The sequence below is a fragment of the Pseudomonas parafulva genome, assembly GCF_000800255.1.
Taxonomy (GTDB): Bacteria; Pseudomonadota; Gammaproteobacteria; order Pseudomonadales; family Pseudomonadaceae; genus Aquipseudomonas; species Aquipseudomonas boreofloridensis.
The window spans coordinates 1,646,177-1,667,718 of record NZ_CP009747.1 but is presented as its reverse complement, the minus strand read 5'-3'; the positions used below and the strand labels follow the sequence as shown (position 1 = coordinate 1,667,718).

The following is a 21,542-nucleotide window of genomic DNA, read 5'->3' as shown; positions in this document are numbered from 1 at the left end:
CGTGTTTGCACCCTGCAAGTCTCTGTCTCCAGGCCTCTCAGCAGACAGCAAGCCGACAGACTTAACGAAAACAAAATCACAATTGCATCACTGGTCGGCTTGATCGTTGCCCGTGGCGCCGGGTGGGTAATGCCGAAAGTATCTGGCAAATTGGCCAAAGGGGCGGTAGGTGGCGTATCCGGTAGTGCCGCGGCGCTCGCGACTCGGAAAGCGTTGACGCCCTACCATGCCGGCGATGTTATGGTAGTTCTCCAGGCTGAGGTTAAAAGTGGTATCGGACCTCAAGTATCAACCACCATGCTCATTATCTAGATCTGAAATGACTGAAATCTACCTGGCACTTGCACTACTACTGATAGGCTTCCTGCTGGAGTGGCTGTGCGAATCGCCTCGCATTCGTAGGCATTTAGGTCTCGCATTAATCATGGTAGGTGTAGCCGTTTGGTCAACACTGGGCGTTAAACGATTTCTTCAATTGGACGGTGCTTGGTGGGGCTGGGCTTTGATACTCCTCGGCAGTTTCCTATTGTCTAAGCGTGCCAAGTTTTTTGATCGCTCAGGTGCCAGTTCCCACTGAAATTCCCAGTGCGAATGAACACATACCTTGCGAACTTTGGTACGAAAAATCGAAGGCCTGCGCCTTGCTGGAATCGACCAAGAGACCGAGCTGAAGTCATGTTGTCTTGAGCCACTAAAATCAAGCGAATCATTCACTCGTCGACTTGCCTCTCCAGCATCCCTTGCAGCTCCAGCCACTGTACCTCGGTGACCGATACGCCTCGGTCTGACGACAACTCACGCTCGATGAACCGCCGCTGCCCCGGCAAGCGCGACAAGCCCGCGGCGTGCATCTGCTCCACCAACGCGGCGCTGCGGTAGGAAAACGGTGTGGCTGTGCTCTTGGCGGGGTCGATGACGATGATCAACTGGCCGGTCCAGGGCGTCTTCGCGCCAGGGTGCTGAGACCAGTCGAACTCCCACGAAAAGTGCCCGCCCGTCAGTCCTGCGGCCAGGAGCTCGACCATCATCGACAGCGCCGACCCCTTGTGTCCGCCGAACGGCAGCAAGGCGCCGCCGTCGAGCATCGCCTGGGGATCGGTGGTCGGCTCACCGGCGGCATCAACCCCCACGCCGGTCGGCAGTTGCTCACCCTGACGCGCAGCGATCTGCACATCGCCATGGGCCATGGCGCTGGTGGCCATGTCGAAGACGATCGGCGGATGCCCGGCGCAGGGCGCGGCGAAGGCAATCGGGTTGGTGCCGAATAAAGGTTTGCGCGCGCCATGGGGCACCACGCAGGTCATGCTGTTGACCACGCTCAGGGCGATCAGGCCCTCTTCGGCGAACGGTTCGACGTCCGGCCACAGCGCCGCGAAATGATGGGAGTTGTGTATCGCCAGCACCGCAATGCCAGCACTACGCGCCTTCTGCACCAGCAGTTGCCGGGCCGCAGCCAGGGCCGGCTGGGCAAAACCGCCCTTGGCATCGACCTGCACGAAGGCCGCCGCGACATCGTTGACCTCAGGCACCGCACGCCCGTCGACCCAACCGCTGGCCAAGGTCGAAACGTATCCCGGCATACGGAACACGCCATGGCTGTGCGCGCCGTCACGCTGGGCGCTCGCGCAATTAGCGGCGAGCACACCGGCCACCGCTTCGCTGCAGCCGTGACGCTGGAAAACCTGCTGCAACAGCGCCTGCAACTCGGCCAGAGGTACACGAATCAAGGGTTCTATGGACACGGACATACACGGCTCCTTGCAGTGATAGCGGGTCGGTGACAGGACAGACACTCTTCGGCCAGCACCGCCACATTGTCAAATCTGACGATCACCACATGCGGTCATTGCGCTTCATTGCAACGCTGCAATGATCCAACTGCATCGTTAATTATTATTGACCCGCGCCCCTGGCAAACCCCTACAGCCTCGGGCATGCAGCCCTGCACACCCCGGAAAACCGCGTTAAACCGCCCGCTCAGTCGTTTGACATATCGAACGGCTCTGGCAAGCTAGATCCCATGCCCCGACCGGTTTCGCAGCCAATCGCTGCGCCGGCAGTGCTCGGGGCTTCAGGCCGCGCACTTCAGGCTTCAGGCCGCGCGCCTGCATAACAACGACAGGTAGTACCTGTCCCAAGGTGACATATGTCCAACAGCAACATTGGCAACAAGCAACCCGCCCTGCGCAAACCCGTCGTCCTGATGACCATGGGCACCCAAGAGCGCAAAGGTCACGACTACCAGGTCATGACCCACAAGTACATCACGCCCCTGGTCGACTTCGCCGACTGCATCCCGGTTCTGGTCCCCACTTGCTGTGGTACGGAGGCGCTCGAAGCCTACCTGGATATGGCAGATGGCGTGTACCTGACCGGCGCTGGCAGCAACATCGATCCGACCCTGTACGGTCAGCAGAACGAAACGCCCGGCAAAGCGCAGGACAAGGATCGCGACCTGTTCGACATCCCCCTGGTACAACTGGCCATCGCCCGTGGCCTGCCCATCTTCGGCATCTGCCGTGGCATGCAGGAAATCAACGTGGCCCTCGGTGGCGACATCTATCAGAAGGTCTACGCCGAGCCCGGTTTCAACGACCATCGGGAAAATCCTGATGATCCGGTCGAGGTGCAGTATGCCGCTTCCCACAGCGTCACCATTGAACCAGGCACCTGGCTGCGCGACACCCTGGGTAGCGATCAGATCCGGGTGAACTCGCTCCACGGTCAAGGCTTGCGCAACCTCGGGGAAGGCTTGCAGCCCATTGCGCGTGCCGAAGACGGTCTGGTCGAGGCCATTCATGCACCAAACCTTTCGCCCTTCCTGTTCGCGGTGCAGTGGCATCCGGAATGGCAGGCCGCGAAGAACCCGGATTCGATCAAGTTGTTCCAGGCCTTTGGCGAGGCGTGCCGCGCCCAGGTACGTAAAGCTCAGGCCGGAAAACGCCATCAGGCGGCCTGATCGCGTGCTTGATACCCTGATCGCGGGACGACGCAATGTCGTTCCGCAGTGGGACTGTCTGCCTTTGACGTGCGAACCAGACATGATCAGCACCACTCACGGCCCTGCGACTTAGACATACGATGACTTTGAGTAGTCCTGCTTGAACCTTCAAGTAGTCGATCACGTTGGGCAGACGCCTACCCGCTCCTCCCAAACACCTGCAACCGTAAGCAGCTAGCTGATCCTACTCAGTGCTGATCGAACAGCTTGCCTGCTTCTCACCCTCTCGATCTCCGTCGCCTGGCATCGAAATTTTTCAACAGACCACTTTGCAGAATTTCAGTTGTACGATAACTTACCTCTAGCCTTGAACCCTTTCCTCCTCAAGCGCCATAGGATGCGTCCAACAATGAATCCACAAGAACTGAAATCCATCCTCTCCCACGGCTTGCTGTCCTTCCCGGTCACCGACTTCGACGCTCACGGCGACTTCAACCCCGCCGGTTACGTCAAGCGCCTGGAATGGCTCGCCCCCTACGGCGCCAGCGCGCTGTTCGCCGCTGGCGGCACCGGCGAGTTCTTCTCCCTCGCTGCCAGCGAATACAGCCAGGTGATCAAGACTGCCGTGGACACCTGCGCCACCTCGGTTCCGATCCTGGCCGGGGTCGGTGGCGCCACTCGCCAGGCCATCGAATATGCACAGCAAGCCGAGCGCCTTGGCGCCAAAGGGCTGCTGCTGCTGCCGCACTACCTCACCGAAGCCAGCCAGGACGGGGTAGCCGCCCATGTGGAGGCGGTGTGCAAGTCGGTCAAGATCGGCGTCGTGGTGTACAACCGTAACGTCTGCCGGCTGAACGCAACCCAGTTGGAACAGCTTGCCGAACGCTGCCCGAACCTGGTGGGCTACAAGGATGGCCTGGGCGATATCGAGCTCATGGTGTCTATCCGCCGTCGCTTGGGCGATCGCCTGAGCTATCTGGGCGGCTTGCCGACCGCTGAAGTCTATGCAGCGGCTTACAAGGCACTGGGCGTGCCGGTGTATTCCTCGGCCGTGTTCAATTTCGTGCCCAAGACCGCCATGGATTTCTACAACGCCATCGCCCGCGACGACCACGCGACCGTCGGCAAACTGATCGATGACTTCTTCCTGCCGTATCTGGACATCCGCAACCGCAAGGCTGGCTACGCCGTGAGCATTGTCAAGGCCGGTGCCCGTATCGCCGGCTACGACGCCGGTCCCGTGCGCACACCGCTGACCGACCTGACCGACGAGGAATACCAGATGCTCGCCGCGCTGATGGACAAGATGGGCCCGCAATAGGCGCAGCCCTGCGGCCAGCACAGGCCGCCGCCGGAGCACAGCTGCTCCGGCCTACAATTCGACCGCCCCGCACAACAATAACTAGTGGGAGTTCAACCGCATGCAAGCGACGAAAACAACGCACGTGCGCTACTTGATCCTGTTCATGCTGTTCCTGGTGACCACGATCAACTATGCCGACCGCGCCACCATCGCGATCGCCGGCTCCAGCCTGCAGAAGGACCTGGGCATCGACGCAGTCACTCTGGGCTACATCTTCTCGGCATTTGGCTGGGCCTACGTGGCCGGACAGATTCCCGGTGGCTGGCTGCTCGATCGCTTCGGTTCGAAGAATGTCTACGCCTTCAGCATCTTCACCTGGTCGCTGTTCACCCTGCTGCAAGGCTTCGTCGGCGGCCTGCCGGTCGCCTGGGCGGTGGTCACGCTGTTCACCCTGCGCTTTCTGGTCGGCTTCGCCGAAGCCCCGTCGTTCCCGGGCAACGCCCGCATCGTCGCGGCCTGGTTTCCCACCGCCGAGCGTGGCACCGCCTCGGCGATCTTCAACTCGGCGCAGTATTTCGCCACCGCCCTGTTCGCCCCGCTCATGGGCTGGATCGTGTTCAGTTTCGGCTGGGAACATGTGTTCGTGGTCATGGGTGGCCTGGGCATCCTGTTCTCGGCGGTGTGGATGAAAACCATTTACAACCCACGCCAGCACCCGCGTATCAGTCCGGCCGAACTCGAACACATCGAACGCAACGGCGGCCTGGTGGACATGGACCAGAAACGCGGCAACGACGGACCGAAATGGGGCTACATCAAGCAACTGCTCACCAGTCGCATGCTGCTGGGGGTCTACCTCGGCCAATACTGCATCAATGCCATCACCTACTTCTTCCTGACCTGGTTTCCGGTGTACCTGGTGCAAGAGCGCGGCATGACCATCCTCAAGGCGGGCTTCATCGCCTCCTTGCCGGCCATCTGCGGCTTCATCGGCGGTGTCTTGGGCGGCGTACTGTCGGATTGGCTGCTGCGACGCGGCAACTCGCTGACCTTCTCGCGCAAGCTGCCGATCGTCTGCGGCCTCATGCTCTCCACCACCATGGTGTTCTGCAACTATGTCGAGGCCGAGTGGATGGTGGTCGGCTTCATGACCCTGGCCTTCTTCGGCAAAGGCATCGGCGCGCTGGGCTGGGCCGTGGTCGCCGATACCTCGCCCAAGCAGATCGCCGGTCTCTCGGGCGGGCTGTTCAACACCTTCGGCAACATCGCCTCGATCACCACACCGATTGTCATCGGCTACATCATCAGCGCCACCGGCTCGTTCAAGTGGGCACTGGTGTATGTAGGCGCCAACGCGCTGGTGGCGGTGTTCAGCTACCTGGTGATCGTTGGGCCGATCAAGCGTATCGAGCTCAAGGATCCGCCCAAGCCTGCCGCCGCGCCTACTGGCGGGCTGGCGGCCGCGCGCCGATGAGCTGAACCAAGAACGCCGGATGAACGCCTGAGATGAATGACAAAAAGGGCTTGAGCATGCAGTTGATCGAACATTCCGAGTCGCCCCGCTACGTCCGCCTGCACGACGATGACAATGTCGTGGTGGTGGTCAACGACGGCGGGCTGGGCGAAGGCGCGCGGTTCGCCGATGGCCTGACCCTGATCGAGGGCGTGCCACAAAGCCACAAGGTGGCCACCGTCGACATCCGCCAAGGCGAGCCGGTGCGGCGTTATGGGCAAATCATCGGCTACGCCCTCCAGGACCTGCGCCAGGGCAGTTGGGTCCAGGAAACCCAGTTGTCGATGCCTGCTGCGCCTGAACTCGACAGCCTGCCCCGGTGCAATGCCGTGCCAGCGGCCTTGCACCCCCTGGAGGGCTTCACCTTCGAGGGCTATCGCAACGCCGATGGCACCGTCGGCACCCGCAACATCCTCGGCATCAGCACCACCGTGCAGTGCGTGACGGGTGTGCTCGACCACGCCGTCAAGCGCATTCGCGCCGAGTTGCTGCCGCGCTATCCCAATGTGGACGACGTGGTCGCCCTCACCCACAGCTACGGCTGTGGCGTGGCAATCAATGCCCGCGACGCCTATATCCCCATCCGCACCGTACGCAACTTGGCACGCAACCCCAATCTGGGCGGCGAAGCGCTGGTGATCAGCCTGGGCTGCGAGAAATTGCAGGCAGGACAGGTCATGCACGAGGGCGACCCCTCCGTGGACCTCGCCGAGCCCTGGCTGTACCGCCTGCAGGATGCCTCGCTGGGCTTCGTGGAGATGATCGAACAGATCATGCACCTGGCCGAAACAAGGCTGAAGAAGCTCGATCAGCGCCGCCGCGAGACGGTCCCGGCCAGTGAGCTGATCCTGGGCATGCAATGCGGGGGCAGCGATGCCTTCTCCGGCATCACCGCCAACCCGGCGCTGGGCTTCGCCGCCGATCTCTTGGTGCGCGCCGGGGCCACGGTGCTGTTCTCGGAGGTCACCGAAGTGCGTGACGCCATCTATATGCTCACCTCGCGCGCACAAACCCCCGAGGTGGCCGAGGCGCTGGTGCGCGAGATGGACTGGTACGACCGCTACCTGCAACAGGGCGCAGCCGACCGCAGCGCCAATACCACGCCCGGGAACAAGAAAGGCGGTCTGTCGAACATCGTCGAAAAATCCCTGGGGTCGATCGTCAAGTCCGGAAGTGGCGCCATTCAGGGCGTCATCGGCCCAGGCGAGCGAGTCACCGGCAAGGGCTTGATCTTCTGCGCCACACCGGCCAGCGACTTCGTCTGCGGCACCCTGCAGTTGGCGGCGGGCATGAACCTGCATGTCTTCACCACGGGCCGCGGCACCCCGTATGGCCTGGCCATGGCGCCGGTGGTCAAGGTATGTACCCGCAGCGAACTGGCGCAACGCTGGCCCGACTTGATCGACATCGACGCCGGACGCATCGCCAGCGGCCGCTCGAGCATCGAGGCGCTGGGCTGGGAGCTGTTCCACTACTACCTGGACGTGGCCAGTGGCCGCAAACAGACCTGGGCCGAGCGCCACAAGCTGCACAACGACATCACCTTGTTCAATCCAGCACCGATCACCTGAAAATGGCCTGCATCTTCCGCACCTGACGGGGCGGTGAGCAGGCACCCAGCGTCAACCACAGGAGCACCCCATGCCTGAGATCCTCGGCCACAACTTCATCGCCGGCCAGCGCAGCGCCGCCGGCCAGCAACGTCTGCAGAGCCTGGACGCCAGTACGAGGCAGGCACTGCCCTTCAGATTCGCGCAGGCCACCGACAGCGAAGTCGATCAAGCTGCTCGCGCGGCAGCGGCCGCCTTCGCCGAATTCCGTCAGTTGCCTGGGACACGGCGTGCCGAATTTCTCGACGCCATCGCCGACGAGCTGGATGAACTGGACGACCGCTTCGTCGCCATCGTCTGCCAGGAAACCGCCCTGCCCACCGCGCGCATCCAGGGCGAACGCGCCCGTACCAGCGGTCAGATGCGCCTGTTCGCCCAGATACTGCGCCGTGGCGACTACCTTGGCGCTCGCATCGACCAGGCCCAGCCACAGCGCCAGCCGCTGCCACGCGTCGACCTTCGACAGATGCGTATCGGCGTGGGTCCGGTGGCGGTGTTCGGTGCCAGCAACTTCCCGCTGGCCTTCTCCACGGCAGGTGGCGACACGGCTGCTGCACTGGCGGCCGGTTGCCCAGTCGTGTTCAAGGCGCACAGCGGGCATATGGCCACCGCTGACCTGGTCGGCTGCGCCATTGTCCGCGCTGCCAGGCGCACCGGTATGCCTGAGGGCGTGTTCAACATGGTCTTCGGTGCAGGCGTGGGCGAAGGGTTGGTCAAGCACCCCGCCATCCAGGCGGTCGGCTTCACCGGCTCGCTCAAGGGTGGCGATGCCCTGTGCCGCATGGCCGCCGAACGCCCCCAGCCCATTCCGGTGTTCGCTGAAATGTCGAGCATCAATCCGGTGATCGTCCTGCCCGCGGCACTGACCCAGCGCGGGGAAGCTATTGCCCGAGAACTTGCTGGGTCGGTATGCCTGGGGGCCGGCCAGTTCTGCACCAATCCGGGGCTGGTGATCGGCCTGAAATCCCCTGGGTTCAGTCAATTGTTGAGCGATGTCGGTCAGCAGTTGCAACAGCAAGCCGCACAGACCTTGCTCAATACCGGTGGCCTGCGCAGCTACGAAGAGGGGCTGACGCACCTGCATGCGCATCCTGGCATCGAGCACCTGGCCGGTCAGGTCCAGACCGGCACCCAAGCGCATGCGCAACTGTTCAAGGCTGACGCCCATTTGCTGGTGGCGTCCGACCCGGTGCTGCAGGAAGAAGTGTTCGGCCCCACCACGGTCGCGGTCGAAGTCGCTGACGACGCTCAGCTACGCGCCGCGCTGCTGGGCCTGCGTGGACAACTGACGGCCACGCTGATTGGCGAACCCGAAGACCTCGAGGCCTACGCCTGGCTGGTGCCGTTGCTGGAGGAAAAAGTCGGCAGGATCTTGATCAACGGCTATCCCACGGGGGTCGAGGTGTGCGATGCGATGGTCCATGGCGGCCCCTATCCCGCCACGTCCGACGCACGCGGCACGTCGGTCGGCACACTGGCCATCGACCGCTTCCTGCGCCCGGTGTGCTACCAGAACTACCCGCAGGCGCTGTTACCACTGGCCTTGCAGGACGCCAATCCACTGCGGCTGCGGCGACTGGTGAACGGCCAGTGGAGTGACGCACCGCTCTGACGCGACGGCCAGGGGCCTCGAGGCCCCTGTTCGCTACCCCGCGTGCTGCTCTTCGGCTGCGGCATGGGCCTGGCGCAGACGCTCGCGGCTATTGCTCAAGTGCAAGCGCATGGCCAACTTCGCGCCCTCGCTGTCACTGCGAGCGATGGCTTCGTAGATGGCCTCGTGCTCATGACTCAGGCGGCTGAGGTAATGGGCCTGGTCATCGTGGGCCAGACGCGCGGAATTGAGCCGGGTGCGAGGGATGATGCTGGTACCCAGGTGGGCGAGGATATCGGCGAAATAATGATTGCCGCTGGCCTGGGCGATGCGCAGGTGGAACTGGAAGTCCGCCGAGACCGCATCGCAGGCCTGTGCGGCGCCTTCATTGAGCTCGTCCAGCGCCGTGCGCATGCCCTGCAACTGCGCGTCGCTGCGCCGCTGGGCGGCCAGTCCGGCCGCCTCGATCTCCAGGGCGATGCGCAACTCCAGCACCGCCAACACCTCGCGCAAGGTGACGACGGTCGCAGGATCGATCCGAAAGCCGGTAGCGCTCGGTGCGTCGAGCACGAAGGTGCCGATGCCATGACGGGTTTCGACTTGCCCGGCTGCCTGCAAGCGCGAGATGGCTTCCCGCACCACGGTGCGACTGACCCCCTCCTCGAGCATGATCTGCGACTCGGTCGGCAACTTGTCGCCGCGCTTGAGCTGGCCGTTGCGGATACGCTCGGTGAGCACCGTGACCAATTCCTGAGCCAAACTGCGCGGCTTGCGTCGTGTCCGCGGCTGTACGTGCTGCTCTGTCATGCCGTTGTGATTCACCGTGAAAAGACAGCGGCCATCATAACGCATGCAGTTGTACGATCACATCGATGCACCCGATATTCCTCGCCTCAGATGCACCAGCCCATGCTCGCGCGGCGCCAGCACACTGCCCCGCGCGGCCATGGTCCCTGGATGGGGGTGTGACAGTCCGTCGGCTGACGGCAATTTGCTGGCCCCGATGCCACAGAAGCGAAGGCAAACTCCCTTTTTCTTCAGATGCTTAGGACAGCAACATGCGTGTATTTCTAGCAACCCTGGCCAGCTGTGCGCTGGCTTTCGTGGCATGGGACGCCCAGGCCAGGCCGTTGAACCAGAACGATCGCAGCGTCTGTGGATGGGGCGCTCAGATCGCCGCTGAGGCGCAGCAGTCCAAACTGTCGGGGGCCACGCTGTATGCAGCGCGCAAGAAACTGCAGGTACGCCGCTTCGGTAAGCCCTGGATGCGCATGACCGCCATGGGCATCACTGAACAGACCTACAACAGTCGTTCAAGGCTGCCGCCCAAGGCGATCAAGCAGACGTACTACGAACAGTGCGTGCAGCATGCCGTAGCCCGTCGATGATTCGCAGCAGAGGCTCTACTGATCAGAGCCTCAAACCAAAAATGTCTATTCATCAATAACTTAGGATGAAAACCTGAAGCTATTTATCGATAAAGCTCAGGTAGTTTCTCAGCTTCACGATTGATGACCCGATGCTCAACACCCGGTCAGCTTGTCAGCACGCCGCTCACCGGCGAAGAACAGCGGACGCAGTCGCACACCGATCACGTTGCCGACATAGGCGGCCACCAGCCATAGCCAGCCGTGCAGGCTGCCGGACGCGATGCCACTGAAATAGGCGCCGATATTGCAGCCGTAGGCCAGACGCGAGCCATACCCCAGCAACAGCCCCCCGATCACCGCAGCGACGAGCGAAGGCAAGGGTATCCTCAGGCTAGGCGCAAACCGACCCGCCAGTCCGGCGGCGAGCAAGGCGCCGAGCACGATGCCCACATCCATGACCGTGGTGATGTCCTGCCACAGCGGCGATGCCAGGGCCTTGGCGTTGGCCGGTGCCTGCCAGAAGACCCAACTGCCGACATCAACGCCCAACCCACTCAAGGTCTTGGCGCCCCACAGGGCGAAGGCAGAGGTGATGCCCCACGGGCGGCCGGCCAATGCCAGGGTGGCGTAGTTCAGCAGCGCCAAAGCGATGGCCCCCCACAGCAGCGGCCACGGCCCGCGCAGAAAACGCCGCACGCCGTGGTGCTCGCTGCCCACAGGCCGCTCCAGCACACCATGGCGACGTCGCTCCAGGATCACCGTCACGCACGCGATCAGCGCGAACAGCCCAAGGCTGGCGACCAGTGCCGGTCCGACACCCCAGGTCTTGACGATCGAGGTGGCCGGGAACGACGGCAAGGCGAACCACCAATCGGCGTGGTGAGTCGCGGCGACCGAGCCGATGATGAAGAACAGCAAGGTCACCAGCATGCGCGCGTTGCCGCCGCCCACCGTGAACAAGGTGCCAGATGCACAGCCGCCGCCTAGTTGCATGCCAATGCCGAAGATGAAGGCGCCGAACACCACCGACACTCCGGCGGGCGCTACCAGTCCGTTGACTGGATTACCGAACAGGCTGCCGGCAGACAAGGCCGGGAAGAACAACACGACCGCCAGTGCCAGCATGACCATCTGCGCACGCAGCCCTGCGCCGCGCCGCTCGTTGATGAACACGCGCCAGGCCGATGTGAAGCCGAAGGCGGCGTGATAGAGGGTCAGCCCCAGGGCCGCGCCCACCAGCAGCAACAGCATCTGCTTGAAGCTGGCGTTGAGTTGGAGAAACCAGGCGCCGGTCAGCAACAGGACCAGGGCGATGAGCGGCGCGCCCAGACGGCGCGGCTCGGAAGTGGCGGTAGTGGAAAGACCCATTGAAATACTCGGATAACAGTCGAACGGACCGCGAGTATACCGCTATGCGGGCGTTGGCGAGATGCCTGTACCGGCACGCAGTCGTGACACCGGCCTGTTCAGGGCTTGTGTGCCCAAATCCCGAAGGCCATGTCGCCAATGTAGATGCCCGTGGAGGCGGTCCGCTCGGCGTCCAGACGCGCCTGCAGGGTGTCGATGTTGACCTGTCGCGCGGTGGCAATGCCGTGCTCGATGATGCGGGGAAGGCAGGCGCGAATGATCGCCGCCAGCCCGTAGGGGCTGTCAGGCGTCTGCAGCAGGCATTCGGCGCGCAGGTGACCGACCCGCAACCCGGCCTGGCTGAAGATCCGGTGCAGATTGAAACCGATGTGCAAGTCGGCGCCTTCATGCGCGATCATGCGCTGCAACCAGCGCTGGGCACGGCGATGCAAGGGGAAAGGGTCGAGGCTGGCGGGCGTCAGCGTGCTGTCATGTTCCTGGAACACCAGCACGCCACCGGGCAGCAGCAGCCTGGCCAAGTGACGCACGGCAATCACGGCATCGGGCTGGTACATGAGCACTCGACGCCCGACGATGGCGTCGAACAGCCCCAGAGACGCCGGCAGTCGATGCAGGTCACACTCGACGAATTCGACGTTGGCAACATGCCTATCTACCTGGCGCTGGCGCGCGTGCGCCAGCGCGGCGGCAAACGGGTCGATGCCCACCACCGCCCCGTCCGCCGCCACCAGCTCGGCGAGCATGAAGCTGACATCGCCCATGCCGCAGCCGACATCCAGTACACGCATGCCGGGGCCTATGCCGGCATCGACCAGCAGCCGGGTGGTGAAATCGGTCGAGGAAAGTGCCATGCCCTGCTCCTGATCGGGGTGGTCAGTGTGGCGGGACAGGCCGCCGAGCGCTACTGCGCAGACGGCGACAAGCGCAGTACACGATCCCGTCCACCTTCGGCGAGCAGATAACCGCCCTGGCCGTCGGGCACGATCGACTGTGGCGCCTTGAGGAACGACAGGACGGTGTGCTGCTGACCATCGGCATCGATGCGCAGCAATCGGGCGCGGTGGGTCGAGTCTTCGCTGATCCACAACCCGCGCTGGTCGCAAAACAGGAAGGTTGGATGGCGAAGGCCTTCGGCCACCACCGGATCCTCGCCCTTGTCACCCAGTGCGCGAATGCGCCCGGCCGCTTTTTCGGTATAAAGCAGACGCCCCCCTTCACAGCGGGTAAGGCCCTCGCCTTCGGTGAGCGCCGCGCGCAGCACCTGCACCTGGCCAGTGCTCCAGTCGTAGCGCATCAGGCGACCTTCGCCTTTGCGGTCCTCGATGGCGTAGAGGTGGCTGCCCTCGTTCCACAGTCCCTGCACGTTCTCGCCTTCGAACAGGGCTGTGAGCTGACCGTCGCGGGACAGGTTGACCGGCGCCAGCCCACCCTCCTGGCTGAACACCCAGCCGCCCTCCACCGCTGTCATGCCGTCAGGCTTGGACAGCCCATCAATCAGGACCTGACGCTCGCCTTGAGGGGTGATCTTGAGAATGCTGCCTTTGCCGTCGTCCAGCTCACGGCTGACCAGCAGACTGCCATCGGCCAGCGGCAGCAGCGACGCGGCCTTGTCCAGGTCGTCGTGCAGCACCTGAACCTGCCAACCATCAGCGGCCTGGACGGGATAGAAGCTCTGCCAGGCGAAGAAACCCAAAGCACTGACGACAACGCCTGCCGTGGCCGCCAAGGTCAGTTTTACCGCGCGCGTGCGCAACACTTGAATCATCGATCGCTCCTTTGAGGTCGCGGCGATCCTAACAAGGGGATGTGAAAAAAATGTCATCGGCTGGCCCGGGCCAGCGCCCAGGCAGCAAGATCGTTCAAGCCTTGCCGCATGGGCTCTGGCATGCTGGCTACCCCTGCCCTACGTTCGAAGTCACCATGTCCAGCCCTGCACTGCATCACCGCCAGGCGTTCGTCCAAGGCAGCCTCGCCATCGTCCCACTGTCCCTGGCCGTGGCGCCTTGGGGCCTGCTGGCCGGCTCCATGGCCATCGAAGCCGACCTCAGCGCCTGGCAAGGCCAGGGTCTGTCAGCCATCGTCTTTGCCGGCGCCGCACAACTGGTAGCGATCGGCATGCTCAAGAGCGGCGCCGGCGTGCTATCGATCCTGTTGACGACCCTGCTGCTCACCTCGCAGCACCTGCTCTACGGGCTGTCCATGCGGCCGGTGATCTGTGGCCTGCCGACGCGCTGGCGGCTGGGCCTGGGTTTTCTGCTCACCGATGAACTGTTCGCGCTGACCAGCCATCACGACCGTCAACAGTTCGACCGCTGGTACGCCTTGGGCGTAGGACTCACCTTCTATGTGGCCTGGAACCTGTTCACCCTGGCCGGCATCGTGCTCGGTCAGAGCATCCCGCACCTGGACCGGTTGGGCCTGGACTTCTCCATCGTCGCCACCTTCGTCGCGCTGATCGCACCCCGTGTGAGCAATCTGCCGACCTTGGTGTGCGTGGCGGTGTCGCTGTTCTGCTCGGTGCTGTTCAGCACCTGGCACTGGGAAACCGCCTTGGTCCTGGCCGGCCTGTTGGGCATGGCGGCGGGCTTCGTGTGCCAGAAGTTGACAAGGAGCCGCCCATGATCTGGTTACTGATCGTCGCCATGGGTCTGCTGGTGTTTCTCAACCGCTACGTGTTCCTCGAACCGCGACTGCCGCTGCGGTTGAGCTCCAACGTGCGCCAGTTCCTCGGATTCGCCGTACCGGGCATGCTCACCGCAATCTGTGGGCCGATCATTTTCCTGCCCGGCCATCAGCTCGACCTGGACCCGCTGAACCCGTACCTGCTGGGGGCCTTGGTGGCCATCGCACTCGTTCTGTTGACCCGCAGCGTACTGCTGAGCATGCTGGCGAGCATGTTGCTCTTCATCCTTCTGCGCAGCTGGCTGGCATGAGTACGCCCCTGCGCGAACAGATCCACCTGTGGCAGGCGCCTGCGCTCGGCGATGTCGAGATGCTGCACGCCCGCTACGTGCAGCAGCGCTTCGCGCCCCATGTGCACGAAGGCTACGTGTTCACGGTGATCGAGTCCGGCGCGCAGTGCTTCTGGCATCGTGGCAGCGACCATCTGGCGCCGGTCGGCAGCGTGGTGCTGATCAATCCTGACGAGTTGCACACCGGCGCGAAGGCGCACGAGGCCGGTTGGCGTTACCGGGCGTTCTACCCCGAGCAACAACGGGTCACTGGGGTGCTCGACGAGCTCGAACTCAGGCGCGGTGGCCTGCCGCATTTTCGCCAGAGCGTGGTCCAGGATCCGCAGCTGGCAGCCGCCCTGAGCCAACTGCATCGCCTTTCTGAACAGGGCGCCAGCGCACTGCAGCAGCAAACGGCCTGGCGCGAAGCCGTGCTGGGACTGGTGCAGCGCCATGGCCACGGCGCCGAACCTGCTGCACCGGGCCACGAGCCGCTGGCCGTGGCGCGGGCGCGGGAACTGCTGGAAAGCCAATTGGCCGATCCTCCTTCCCTGGAGAGCCTGGCAGCGGCCGTCAACCTCTCGCCTTTCCATTTCGCCCGCGTGTTTCGCCAGGCCACTGGACTGCCGCCCCATGCTTGGCTCAAACAACGGCGCCTGGCGCGGGCCAGGGAACTGCTGCGTCGCGGACTGCCGGCACTGGAGGTGGCCTTTACCCTGGGCTTCGCCGACCAGAGCCACCTCAACCGTCAGTTCAAGCAAGCCTATGGGGTCACGCCCGGGGCCTACCGTCTGGCCTGTGTGCAGCGCTGAGCGCCCACCCGGCGAGATGGCCAGGCGCTGCTACACTGATTGGGGCTGAATGGAGGATGCAGTCATGTCTGAACGCGAACTCACCACCCTCATCAACTTGATGAACCAGCGCCAGGCCTGCCTGAGCAGCGCCTGCAAACAGATCGCCGACTGGATCGACCGGCAGGGCGATGTCCCGGCGGCGGGTAAGATCCGCGCCAGCCTCAAGGCGCTTGAGGCCGACGAAGCCCAGGTGCGGCGCACGCTGACCTCGCTCACCGTCGACCGACCACTGCCGCGCTTTCGCAGTTGAGCCCTCCAACCCGTTGGCTGATGGGCGGCCAACGGGTATCAAGGCGATCAGTGTTTCATGTGCATGTGGTCGTGACCGCCGCTCATGTCGGCAGTCAATGGCTTGACCGGGGCTTGGACGTCCAGGATTTGCTTCTGGCCCTGCGCATCTTCGATGGTCAGGGTCAGCGGCACCTGCTGGCCTTCCTTGACCTGGTCCTTGAGCCCCATCAGCATCACGTGGTAACCGTTCGGGTCCAGGGTCACCGGTTTGCCGGCCGGCAGATCCACGGCCTTCACCTCACGCATGCCCATCACGTCGCCTTGCATGGTCATCTCGTGCACTTGCACGGTCTTGGCCACGGGCGAAGCTACACCGACCAGCTTGCTGTCGGTCGTCGCCGTAAGGGTCATGAACGCCCCGGTCGATTGCTGGTGGGGCACGCTGGCACGTACCCAGGCGTCCTTGACGCTGGTGTCGGCCCACGCCGGCAGGGTCAGGCCCAGCAGGGCGAATGCGGCCAGGCCGCGCTTGATCGGTTGCATCGACATTCAGCAGATCTCCATCAATGTGCGCAGGTCTTCGACGCATTCCTTGGCGTTCAGGGAATGGCCGAGACTCAGGCGCAGGGTGCCACGGGTATCGTAGACGTAGCTGGTGGACGAGTGGGAAATGGTGTACGTGTCGCCGGTCGGGATCTTCTCGTAGAACACCTTGAACTCCCGGGCAACAGCATCGATCTCTTCCGGCGTGCCGGTCAGGGCGACGAATGAAGGGTCGAACGCCTTGACATAGGCGTCGAGCACCTCCGGGGTGTCGCGCTCCGGATCCAGGGTGATGAACACCACCCGGAACAGATCGCGATCACGGCCCTTGAGCTGTTGGCGGATCTGCGCAGCGCGTGCCAGGGCAGTCGGACACACGGCTGGACACTGGGTAAAACCGAAGAAGATCATCGGCATCGAGCCGTAGAAGCTCGACAAGGTCCGCTCGTTGCCCTGGGGGTCCTTGAGCTTGAACTTGCGCCCGAGAATCTCGTTGCTCATGTTCTTGCCGTACTTGAAGTCCAGGCCACGGGCCGGGCTGCAGCCGGCCAGCAGACCGAGCCCCAGTACACCCATCCCGGCGACGACCGCGCGCCGAGTCAGTAGATCAGTCATGGAACCATCCTTTACAGGAGAGGCGCCGGTCCTCGCGCAGGACCGGTCGAAAACCGCGGCATTCTGGCATGACACCCCGTCAGCGGCCACACGACGACACGGCAATTCCCCCGCAGCCCCGTATTTATGGGCTGCGGCCTGTTGTCGCAGGGCTTGAAAGAGTAACACTTTGTTGCTAGAGATCAGTGCGACGAAGGCTTACGGACGACCGGAGGACATGGGCGCTGCCCGACCATGACGCTACACTGAGCGCCTGTCCCCGCCCGTGAGCGCCATGATCCAGTCCGACCTCGACCTGTTCGGCCAGCAGCCCCAGCGCTTGGCCAGCCACACCGTATTGCTCCCCGGCTTCGCCCTGCCGCGGATCGAAGCGTTGCTCGACGCGCTGCGCCCGGTGTTGCGCGCGGCGCCCTTCAGGCACATGCGCACGCCCGGCGGGCTGCACATGGCCGTGGCTTTGAGCAACTGCGGCACGTTCGGCTGGGTCAGCGATGAGCGCGGCTACCGCTACAGCCGCACCGACCCGCGCACTGATCGACCCTGGCCGAGGCTGCCCGAGACGTTATCGTCCCTGGCAACCCAGGCAGCCGCCGCAGCCGGCTTCGACGATTTTGTCGCCGACGCCTGCCTGATCAACCACTACCTGCCCGGCACCCGACTGACCCTGCACCAGGACCGTGACGAACGCGACTTCGCCCAGCCGATCGTGTCGATTTCACTGGGCCTGCCAGCCACGTTCCTGTTCGGCGGCCATCAGCGCAGCGACCGCCCGCAACAGGTGCCGCTCAATCATGGCGATGTCCTGGTCTGGGGCGGCGAGGACCGGCTGCGATTTCATGGCGTGTTACCGATCAAGCCGGGACGCCATGAACGAATGGGCGAGCGACGCATCAACCTGACCTTGCGCAGGGCAGGCTGAAGCACAGCCTTCAGACCGCAGCCGTGTCGTCGCTGACCGACTGCGCGGCCTGTACCGGGTTATTACGCCCGTAGTCGCGCAGATAAACGATGAACTCCTGCAACACCCGATCCCACAGCAGCAGGCTACCGAGCAGATGCTTCGGGGTGACGCCATCGGCCACCACGACATCCATTTCCATCACCAGAAATTCACCTTGTAGCGACAACCGGGCGAACCGCCGGCTCGCATTCCAGCGTTCAGCCAAGCCGTCCGGCAGGTCACCCTGGATGCGCAGCGCACAACTGAAGGTAAAGTCGAGAAATTCGCCGTCCTTGCCTGGCGCGCGGTTGCCGAAGCGCACCGCATAGCCCACGCCCTGACTGGCGCTGAGCAACTGCACCACAGCGCTCTGTTCGTTGCGGTTGACCCGACAGCCGGCATCCTGCAGCAGCTCGGTCAGCGACTCTACGCTCACGGTTTCAATAAGGGTCACATCCGTCATGCACACGCTTCCTCATCATCATTACGTCGCTATCAAGTAGTAGCACAGCGCTTCTGATTGGCCAGGACGACACCCAGGCACGCGCGCCCAGCCTTTAAAAGCCGCGGCGTTGTGTGTAAAACGGACCGATCCCCTTCCCGATGCAAGGACCTTCAGCATGCGCTACCGCCCCCTCGGCCGCTCCGGCCTGCACGTTTCCGCCCTGACCCTGGGCAGCATGATGTTCGGCGAACAGACCGACACTCCGACCGCGCTGAAAATCATCGGTCAGGCCTGGGACCAGGGCATCAATTTCATCGACACCGCCGATGTGTACAACGCCGGACGCTCTGAGGAAATCGTCGGCCAGGCGGTGGCGCATAATCGTCAGGACTGGGTGGTCGCCTCCAAAGGCGGCTATGGACCGGTCGACGGACTGCCCAACCGTAGCGGTCTGTCGCGCAAGCACCTGTTCAATGCCCTGCACGCCACGCTCACGCGCATGAACACCGATTACCTGGACATCTACTACCTGCACCGCGAGGACCACCAGGTGCCGCTGGAGGAAACCGTGCGCGCCATGGGGGACCTGCTGCAGCAAGGCAAGATCCGCTACTGGGGCGTGTCCAACTTCCGCGGCTGGCGCATCGCCGAGATCTGCAACCTGGCCGAGCGCCTGGGTGTGGCCAAACCGGTGGTCAGCCAACCGCTGTACAACATCGTCAACCGCCAGGCCGAGCCCGAGCAGCTCACGGCAGCCGCCTACCATGGCTTGGGCGTGGTGCCCTTCAGCCCGCTGGCGCGCGGCGTGCTCAGCGGCAAGTACGCACCGGGCGCAACACCTGAGCAAGGCAGCCGTGCGGCGCGCCAGGACAAACGCATCATGGAGGTGGAATGGCGGCAGGAATCGCTGGCCATTGCCCAGAAGATCCACGCGTACACCCAGGCCAAAGGGGTCGGCATGGTCGAATTCGCCATTGCCTGGGTACTCAACAACCAATTGATCAGCTCGGCCATCGTCGGCCCGCGCACCGAGGCGCAGTGGCAGACCTACGCCGGCGCGCTGGAGGTCCAGATCAGCACTGAAGACGAAGCCTTCGTCGATTCACTGGTCACCCCAGGACATGCTTCGACCCCGGGATTCAACGATGTCGCGCATTTCGTCAGCGGGCGGCTGCCGCGCTGACTTAACCCGGTGATCACACCAGCACACGCATCTCGCCGCCAGACAGCGGCTCGGTGCGTTGCGGGCTGTCGCTGCCGTTGCGTCCGGCACCGCTTCCGGACAGCCGCCAGGTCACATCGGTAATGCCGTAGCGCTCAGCCATGGGCCGGCTGACTTTCTTGATCTTCTCTCGCCCGAACTTGGGGATGATGCCCACCCCCGCATCGCAACTGGCCCAATGCCAAGCCTCGGCATTGTCCATGCGCTCCGATCGAATGATGAAGCTGCGCAGCTGCCCATGCTGCTTGTATTCGATGACGTACAACTGTGGAGCTGGCATTTCTGGGCCTCCTGTTCTCCATGGATGACCCTAGATTGATCGGGCTGCATCGCGAAGATTCAGAAAATTGTCGAACAAGTGGATAAACAGTGCGTTCAGTCCTGCCCCGCCAAGCTTCGGCGCACGGCCTCGATCTCGGGATCCGGCACCGCACCGGGCTGCAGGATTACCTTGCGGCAGCGCTCCTGCATCTCGTCGAACAACTCGTAGCCACGCGCAGCGTCCTCCAGCGCCAGGCGATGGGTGACGATCGCCTCCGGATTCAACCGGCCCGCCTCGATATGCTCCAGCAACGCTGGCAGATAGCGCTGGACATGGGTCTGCCCCATCTTGAAGGTCAGGCCCTTGTCGAAAGCGTCGCCGAACAGGAAGCCGTGGACGAAGCCGGCATACACCCCCGGCACGCTCACCACCCCGCCGCGCCGCACGGCAGCAATACTCTGGCGCAGCGCCTTGCCGCTGCTGCCTTCGATCTTCAAAGCGGTGAGTACCGACTCGGTAGCGCTGCCCTTGGCCTCGAAGCCTACTGCGTCGATCACCGCGTCCACCCCGCGCATGCCGGCGGTCTGGCGGATGATGGTGTCGGCCGGATCGTCATCGTGGGAGAAATCAATGGGAATCACACCGTAAGCCTGGCGGGCGTAATCGAGACGATAACCGCAGTTGTCGACCATGAAGATGCGTTCGACGCCCAGCATGCGTGCGCACGCCGCCGACAGCAGGCCGACCGGGCCGGCCCCGTAGATGGCCAATGAAGAGCCTTCGCCCACGTCGGCATTGACCACCGCCTGCCAGGCCGTTGGGAGGATGTCGGAGAGAAACAGCACCTTGTCGTCAGCCAGATGCCCCGGCACCTTGAACGGGCCGACGTTGGCCTTCGGCACCCGCACGTAATCGGCCTGCCCACCCGCGATGCCGCCATACAAATGGCTGTAGCCGAACAACGCCGCCCCCGGCGGGATGGCCTTCTTGTTGAGGATGGCGCCGCGACCCGTGTTGGTGGTCTCGCACGCCGCGAACAATTCGTGCTGGCAGAAGAAACAACCACCGCAGGCGATCACGAAGGGAATCACCACCCGGTCCCCGCGCTGCACCGCCGTCACGCCGCTGCCGACTTCTTCGACGATGCCCATGAACTCGTGCCCGAGGATATCGCCTTGCTCGACCATGGGAATCTTGCCGCGATAAAGGTGCAGGTCCGAGCCGCAGATCGCGGTCGCGGTCACGCGCAAAATGAGGTCGTCGGGGTCTTGCAGAATGGGATCGGCCACCGTGTCTACCCGCACATCACCGGCGCCGTGATAGGTCAATGCACGCATGATTCGCTCTCCAGGGCTGAGGATTGCCACTGGCCCAGGCAAAGGGATGACCGGGCCTGTTCAGAGTCTAGCCATCAAGCATCACGTGCGCCGCCGCGGCTGTTCTGCCCGCCCCGGCGCCCGGCCTCGGAGGCACGCGCGCGGTCATTGGCGAAGTTGCCGCCAGAGTTCTGTCCGCCCTTCTGACCGGCACGCGACGCGCGCTCGGGGTCGTTAGCGAAATTGCCCGGATTGGGCTGCCGGGTGCCGCCGCGCTTGCTCGGGCGGTCTTGCTCAGGTTCATGTGCCATGTCATGTCTCCTACAAGGATTCTGTGGCCAGCCGGTACGCGCGCGATGCACACGCCTACCCTGGTTCCGACAGTCGCCTGACACTGCGCTCCATCGTTTTGATGAATCTCTGACCGGCGGCGCTAAAGGCGCCGGGGCCTGACTTTAGCGCCCCAG

Annotated in this window: 23 protein-coding genes; 12 read left to right on the top strand and 11 right to left on the bottom strand. The window is 63.6% G+C overall.

Features of this window, described 5'->3' with window-relative positions; genetic code table 11:
* Positions 1 to 710 precede the first annotated feature (710 nt).
* Positions 711 to 1,748, bottom strand: a complete 1,038-nt coding sequence (locus tag NJ69_RS07355) for an Ldh family oxidoreductase (protein WP_039577607.1) — start codon at positions 1,746 to 1,748, stop codon at positions 711 to 713.
* Between the two features lie 398 nt (positions 1,749 to 2,146).
* Between NJ69_RS07355 and NJ69_RS07350 the strand changes: the two genes are divergently transcribed.
* The 5 genes from NJ69_RS07350 (at position 2,147) to NJ69_RS07330 (ending at position 8,979) form a co-directional block, all read left to right on the top strand.
* Complete coding sequence (locus NJ69_RS07350) at positions 2,147 to 2,959, top strand: gamma-glutamyl-gamma-aminobutyrate hydrolase family protein (protein ID WP_039577605.1); 813 nt, start codon at positions 2,147 to 2,149, stop codon at positions 2,957 to 2,959.
* Positions 2,960 to 3,350: 391 nt separating this feature from the next.
* Positions 3,351 to 4,262 (top strand): 5-dehydro-4-deoxyglucarate dehydratase, encoded by a 912-nt coding sequence (kdgD, locus tag NJ69_RS07345; RefSeq protein ID WP_039577603.1) that lies wholly within the window; start codon positions 3,351 to 3,353, stop codon positions 4,260 to 4,262.
* A gap of 100 nt (positions 4,263 to 4,362) precedes the next feature.
* Positions 4,363 to 5,718: an MFS transporter gene (locus tag NJ69_RS07340; protein ID WP_039577601.1), complete on the top strand. Its 1,356-nt coding sequence runs from the start codon at positions 4,363 to 4,365 to the stop codon at positions 5,716 to 5,718.
* 56 nt (positions 5,719 to 5,774) lie between these two features.
* Entirely contained in the window at positions 5,775 to 7,328 is a 1,554-nt protein-coding gene (gene garD, locus NJ69_RS07335; protein WP_039583159.1) for a galactarate dehydratase, read from the top strand.
* A 70-nt stretch (positions 7,329 to 7,398) separates the two neighbouring features.
* Positions 7,399 to 8,979 carry an aldehyde dehydrogenase (NADP(+)) gene (locus NJ69_RS07330; RefSeq protein WP_039577598.1) on the top strand — a complete coding sequence of 527 codons (1,581 nt, stop codon included), beginning with the start codon at positions 7,399 to 7,401 and terminating at the stop codon, positions 8,977 to 8,979.
* Positions 8,980 to 9,012: 33 nt separating this feature from the next.
* Here NJ69_RS07330 and NJ69_RS07325 read toward each other — a convergent pair whose 3' ends face one another.
* Positions 9,013 to 9,765, bottom strand: a complete 753-nt coding sequence (locus NJ69_RS07325) for a FadR/GntR family transcriptional regulator (protein WP_039583158.1) — start codon at positions 9,763 to 9,765, stop codon at positions 9,013 to 9,015.
* Between the two features lie 251 nt (positions 9,766 to 10,016).
* Here NJ69_RS07325 and NJ69_RS07320 point away from each other — a divergent pair, with 251 nt between their 5' ends.
* Positions 10,017 to 10,346 (top strand): hypothetical protein, encoded by a 330-nt coding sequence (locus NJ69_RS07320; protein WP_029614143.1) that lies wholly within the window; start codon positions 10,017 to 10,019, stop codon positions 10,344 to 10,346.
* 135 nt (positions 10,347 to 10,481) lie between these two features.
* Here the strand turns inward: NJ69_RS07320 and NJ69_RS07315 are convergent, their stop codons facing one another.
* From NJ69_RS07315 to NJ69_RS07305, 3 genes are all read right to left on the bottom strand, one after another.
* Positions 10,482 to 11,696, bottom strand: coding sequence for a YeeE/YedE family protein (locus NJ69_RS07315; RefSeq protein ID WP_039577595.1), 1,215 nt, complete (start codon positions 11,694 to 11,696; stop codon positions 10,482 to 10,484).
* Between the two features lie 98 nt (positions 11,697 to 11,794).
* Positions 11,795 to 12,547: a methyltransferase domain-containing protein gene (locus NJ69_RS07310; RefSeq protein WP_039577593.1), complete on the bottom strand. Its 753-nt coding sequence runs from the start codon at positions 12,545 to 12,547 to the stop codon at positions 11,795 to 11,797.
* Positions 12,548 to 12,597: 50 nt separating this feature from the next.
* Complete coding sequence (locus NJ69_RS07305; RefSeq protein WP_039577590.1) at positions 12,598 to 13,461, bottom strand: hypothetical protein; 864 nt, start codon at positions 13,459 to 13,461, stop codon at positions 12,598 to 12,600.
* 155 nt (positions 13,462 to 13,616) lie between these two features.
* On the opposite strand from NJ69_RS07305, the gene NJ69_RS07300 reads away from it, so the two are divergent.
* The 4 genes from NJ69_RS07300 to NJ69_RS07285 all read left to right on the top strand — a co-directional run bounded on the left by NJ69_RS07300 (position 13,617) and on the right by NJ69_RS07285 (position 15,751).
* Positions 13,617 to 14,318: an AzlC family ABC transporter permease gene (locus tag NJ69_RS07300; RefSeq protein ID WP_155290524.1), complete on the top strand. Its 702-nt coding sequence runs from the start codon at positions 13,617 to 13,619 to the stop codon at positions 14,316 to 14,318.
* Positions 14,315 to 14,629 carry an AzlD domain-containing protein gene (locus NJ69_RS07295; RefSeq protein WP_029614140.1) on the top strand — a complete coding sequence of 105 codons (315 nt, stop codon included), beginning with the start codon at positions 14,315 to 14,317 and terminating at the stop codon, positions 14,627 to 14,629. Before NJ69_RS07300 ends, NJ69_RS07295 begins: the two co-directional genes overlap by 4 nt.
* Entirely contained in the window at positions 14,626 to 15,459 is an 834-nt protein-coding gene (locus NJ69_RS07290; RefSeq protein ID WP_039577587.1) for an AraC family transcriptional regulator, read from the top strand. The genes NJ69_RS07295 and NJ69_RS07290 overlap by 4 nt, the downstream gene beginning before the upstream one ends.
* Positions 15,460 to 15,523: 64 nt before the next feature.
* On the top strand, positions 15,524 to 15,751 hold the full coding sequence (locus NJ69_RS07285; RefSeq protein WP_029614139.1) for a hypothetical protein: 228 nt from the start codon (positions 15,524 to 15,526) through the stop codon (positions 15,749 to 15,751).
* A 47-nt stretch (positions 15,752 to 15,798) separates the two neighbouring features.
* Here the strand turns inward: NJ69_RS07285 and NJ69_RS07280 are convergent, their stop codons facing one another.
* Both NJ69_RS07280 and NJ69_RS07275 read right to left on the bottom strand, forming a co-directional pair.
* On the bottom strand, positions 15,799 to 16,281 hold the full coding sequence (locus NJ69_RS07280; RefSeq protein WP_039577584.1) for a copper chaperone PCu(A)C: 483 nt from the start codon (positions 16,279 to 16,281) through the stop codon (positions 15,799 to 15,801).
* Positions 16,282 to 16,890 (bottom strand): SCO family protein, encoded by a 609-nt coding sequence (locus NJ69_RS07275; RefSeq protein WP_029614138.1) that lies wholly within the window; start codon positions 16,888 to 16,890, stop codon positions 16,282 to 16,284. It lies immediately after the preceding gene.
* A gap of 274 nt (positions 16,891 to 17,164) precedes the next feature.
* On the opposite strand from NJ69_RS07275, the gene alkB reads away from it, so the two are divergent.
* Entirely contained in the window at positions 17,165 to 17,809 is a 645-nt protein-coding gene (gene alkB / locus NJ69_RS07270) for a DNA oxidative demethylase AlkB (RefSeq protein ID WP_039577583.1), read from the top strand.
* 10 nt (positions 17,810 to 17,819) lie between these two features.
* On the opposite strand, the gene NJ69_RS07265 is transcribed toward alkB, so the two are convergent.
* The gene (locus NJ69_RS07265; protein WP_029614137.1) at positions 17,820 to 18,293 is read right to left on the bottom strand and encodes a YbjN domain-containing protein; all 474 of its coding nucleotides are present in this window, start codon (positions 18,291 to 18,293) and stop codon (positions 17,820 to 17,822) included.
* A 157-nt stretch (positions 18,294 to 18,450) separates the two neighbouring features.
* Here NJ69_RS07265 and NJ69_RS07260 point away from each other — a divergent pair, with 157 nt between their 5' ends.
* Positions 18,451 to 19,458 (top strand): aldo/keto reductase, encoded by a 1,008-nt coding sequence (locus tag NJ69_RS07260; RefSeq protein ID WP_039577580.1) that lies wholly within the window; start codon positions 18,451 to 18,453, stop codon positions 19,456 to 19,458.
* A 13-nt stretch (positions 19,459 to 19,471) separates the two neighbouring features.
* Here the strand turns inward: NJ69_RS07260 and NJ69_RS07255 are convergent, their stop codons facing one another.
* From NJ69_RS07255 to NJ69_RS07245, 3 genes are all read right to left on the bottom strand, one after another.
* Positions 19,472 to 19,777, bottom strand: coding sequence for a DUF6555 family protein (locus tag NJ69_RS07255; protein WP_052192032.1), 306 nt, complete (start codon positions 19,775 to 19,777; stop codon positions 19,472 to 19,474).
* 95 nt (positions 19,778 to 19,872) lie between these two features.
* Positions 19,873 to 21,096 (bottom strand): zinc-dependent alcohol dehydrogenase, encoded by a 1,224-nt coding sequence (locus NJ69_RS07250; protein ID WP_039577578.1) that lies wholly within the window; start codon positions 21,094 to 21,096, stop codon positions 19,873 to 19,875.
* Positions 21,097 to 21,170: 74 nt separating this feature from the next.
* Positions 21,171 to 21,386, bottom strand: coding sequence for a general stress protein (locus tag NJ69_RS07245; RefSeq protein ID WP_039577575.1), 216 nt, complete (start codon positions 21,384 to 21,386; stop codon positions 21,171 to 21,173).
* Positions 21,387 to 21,542 lie beyond the last annotated feature (156 nt).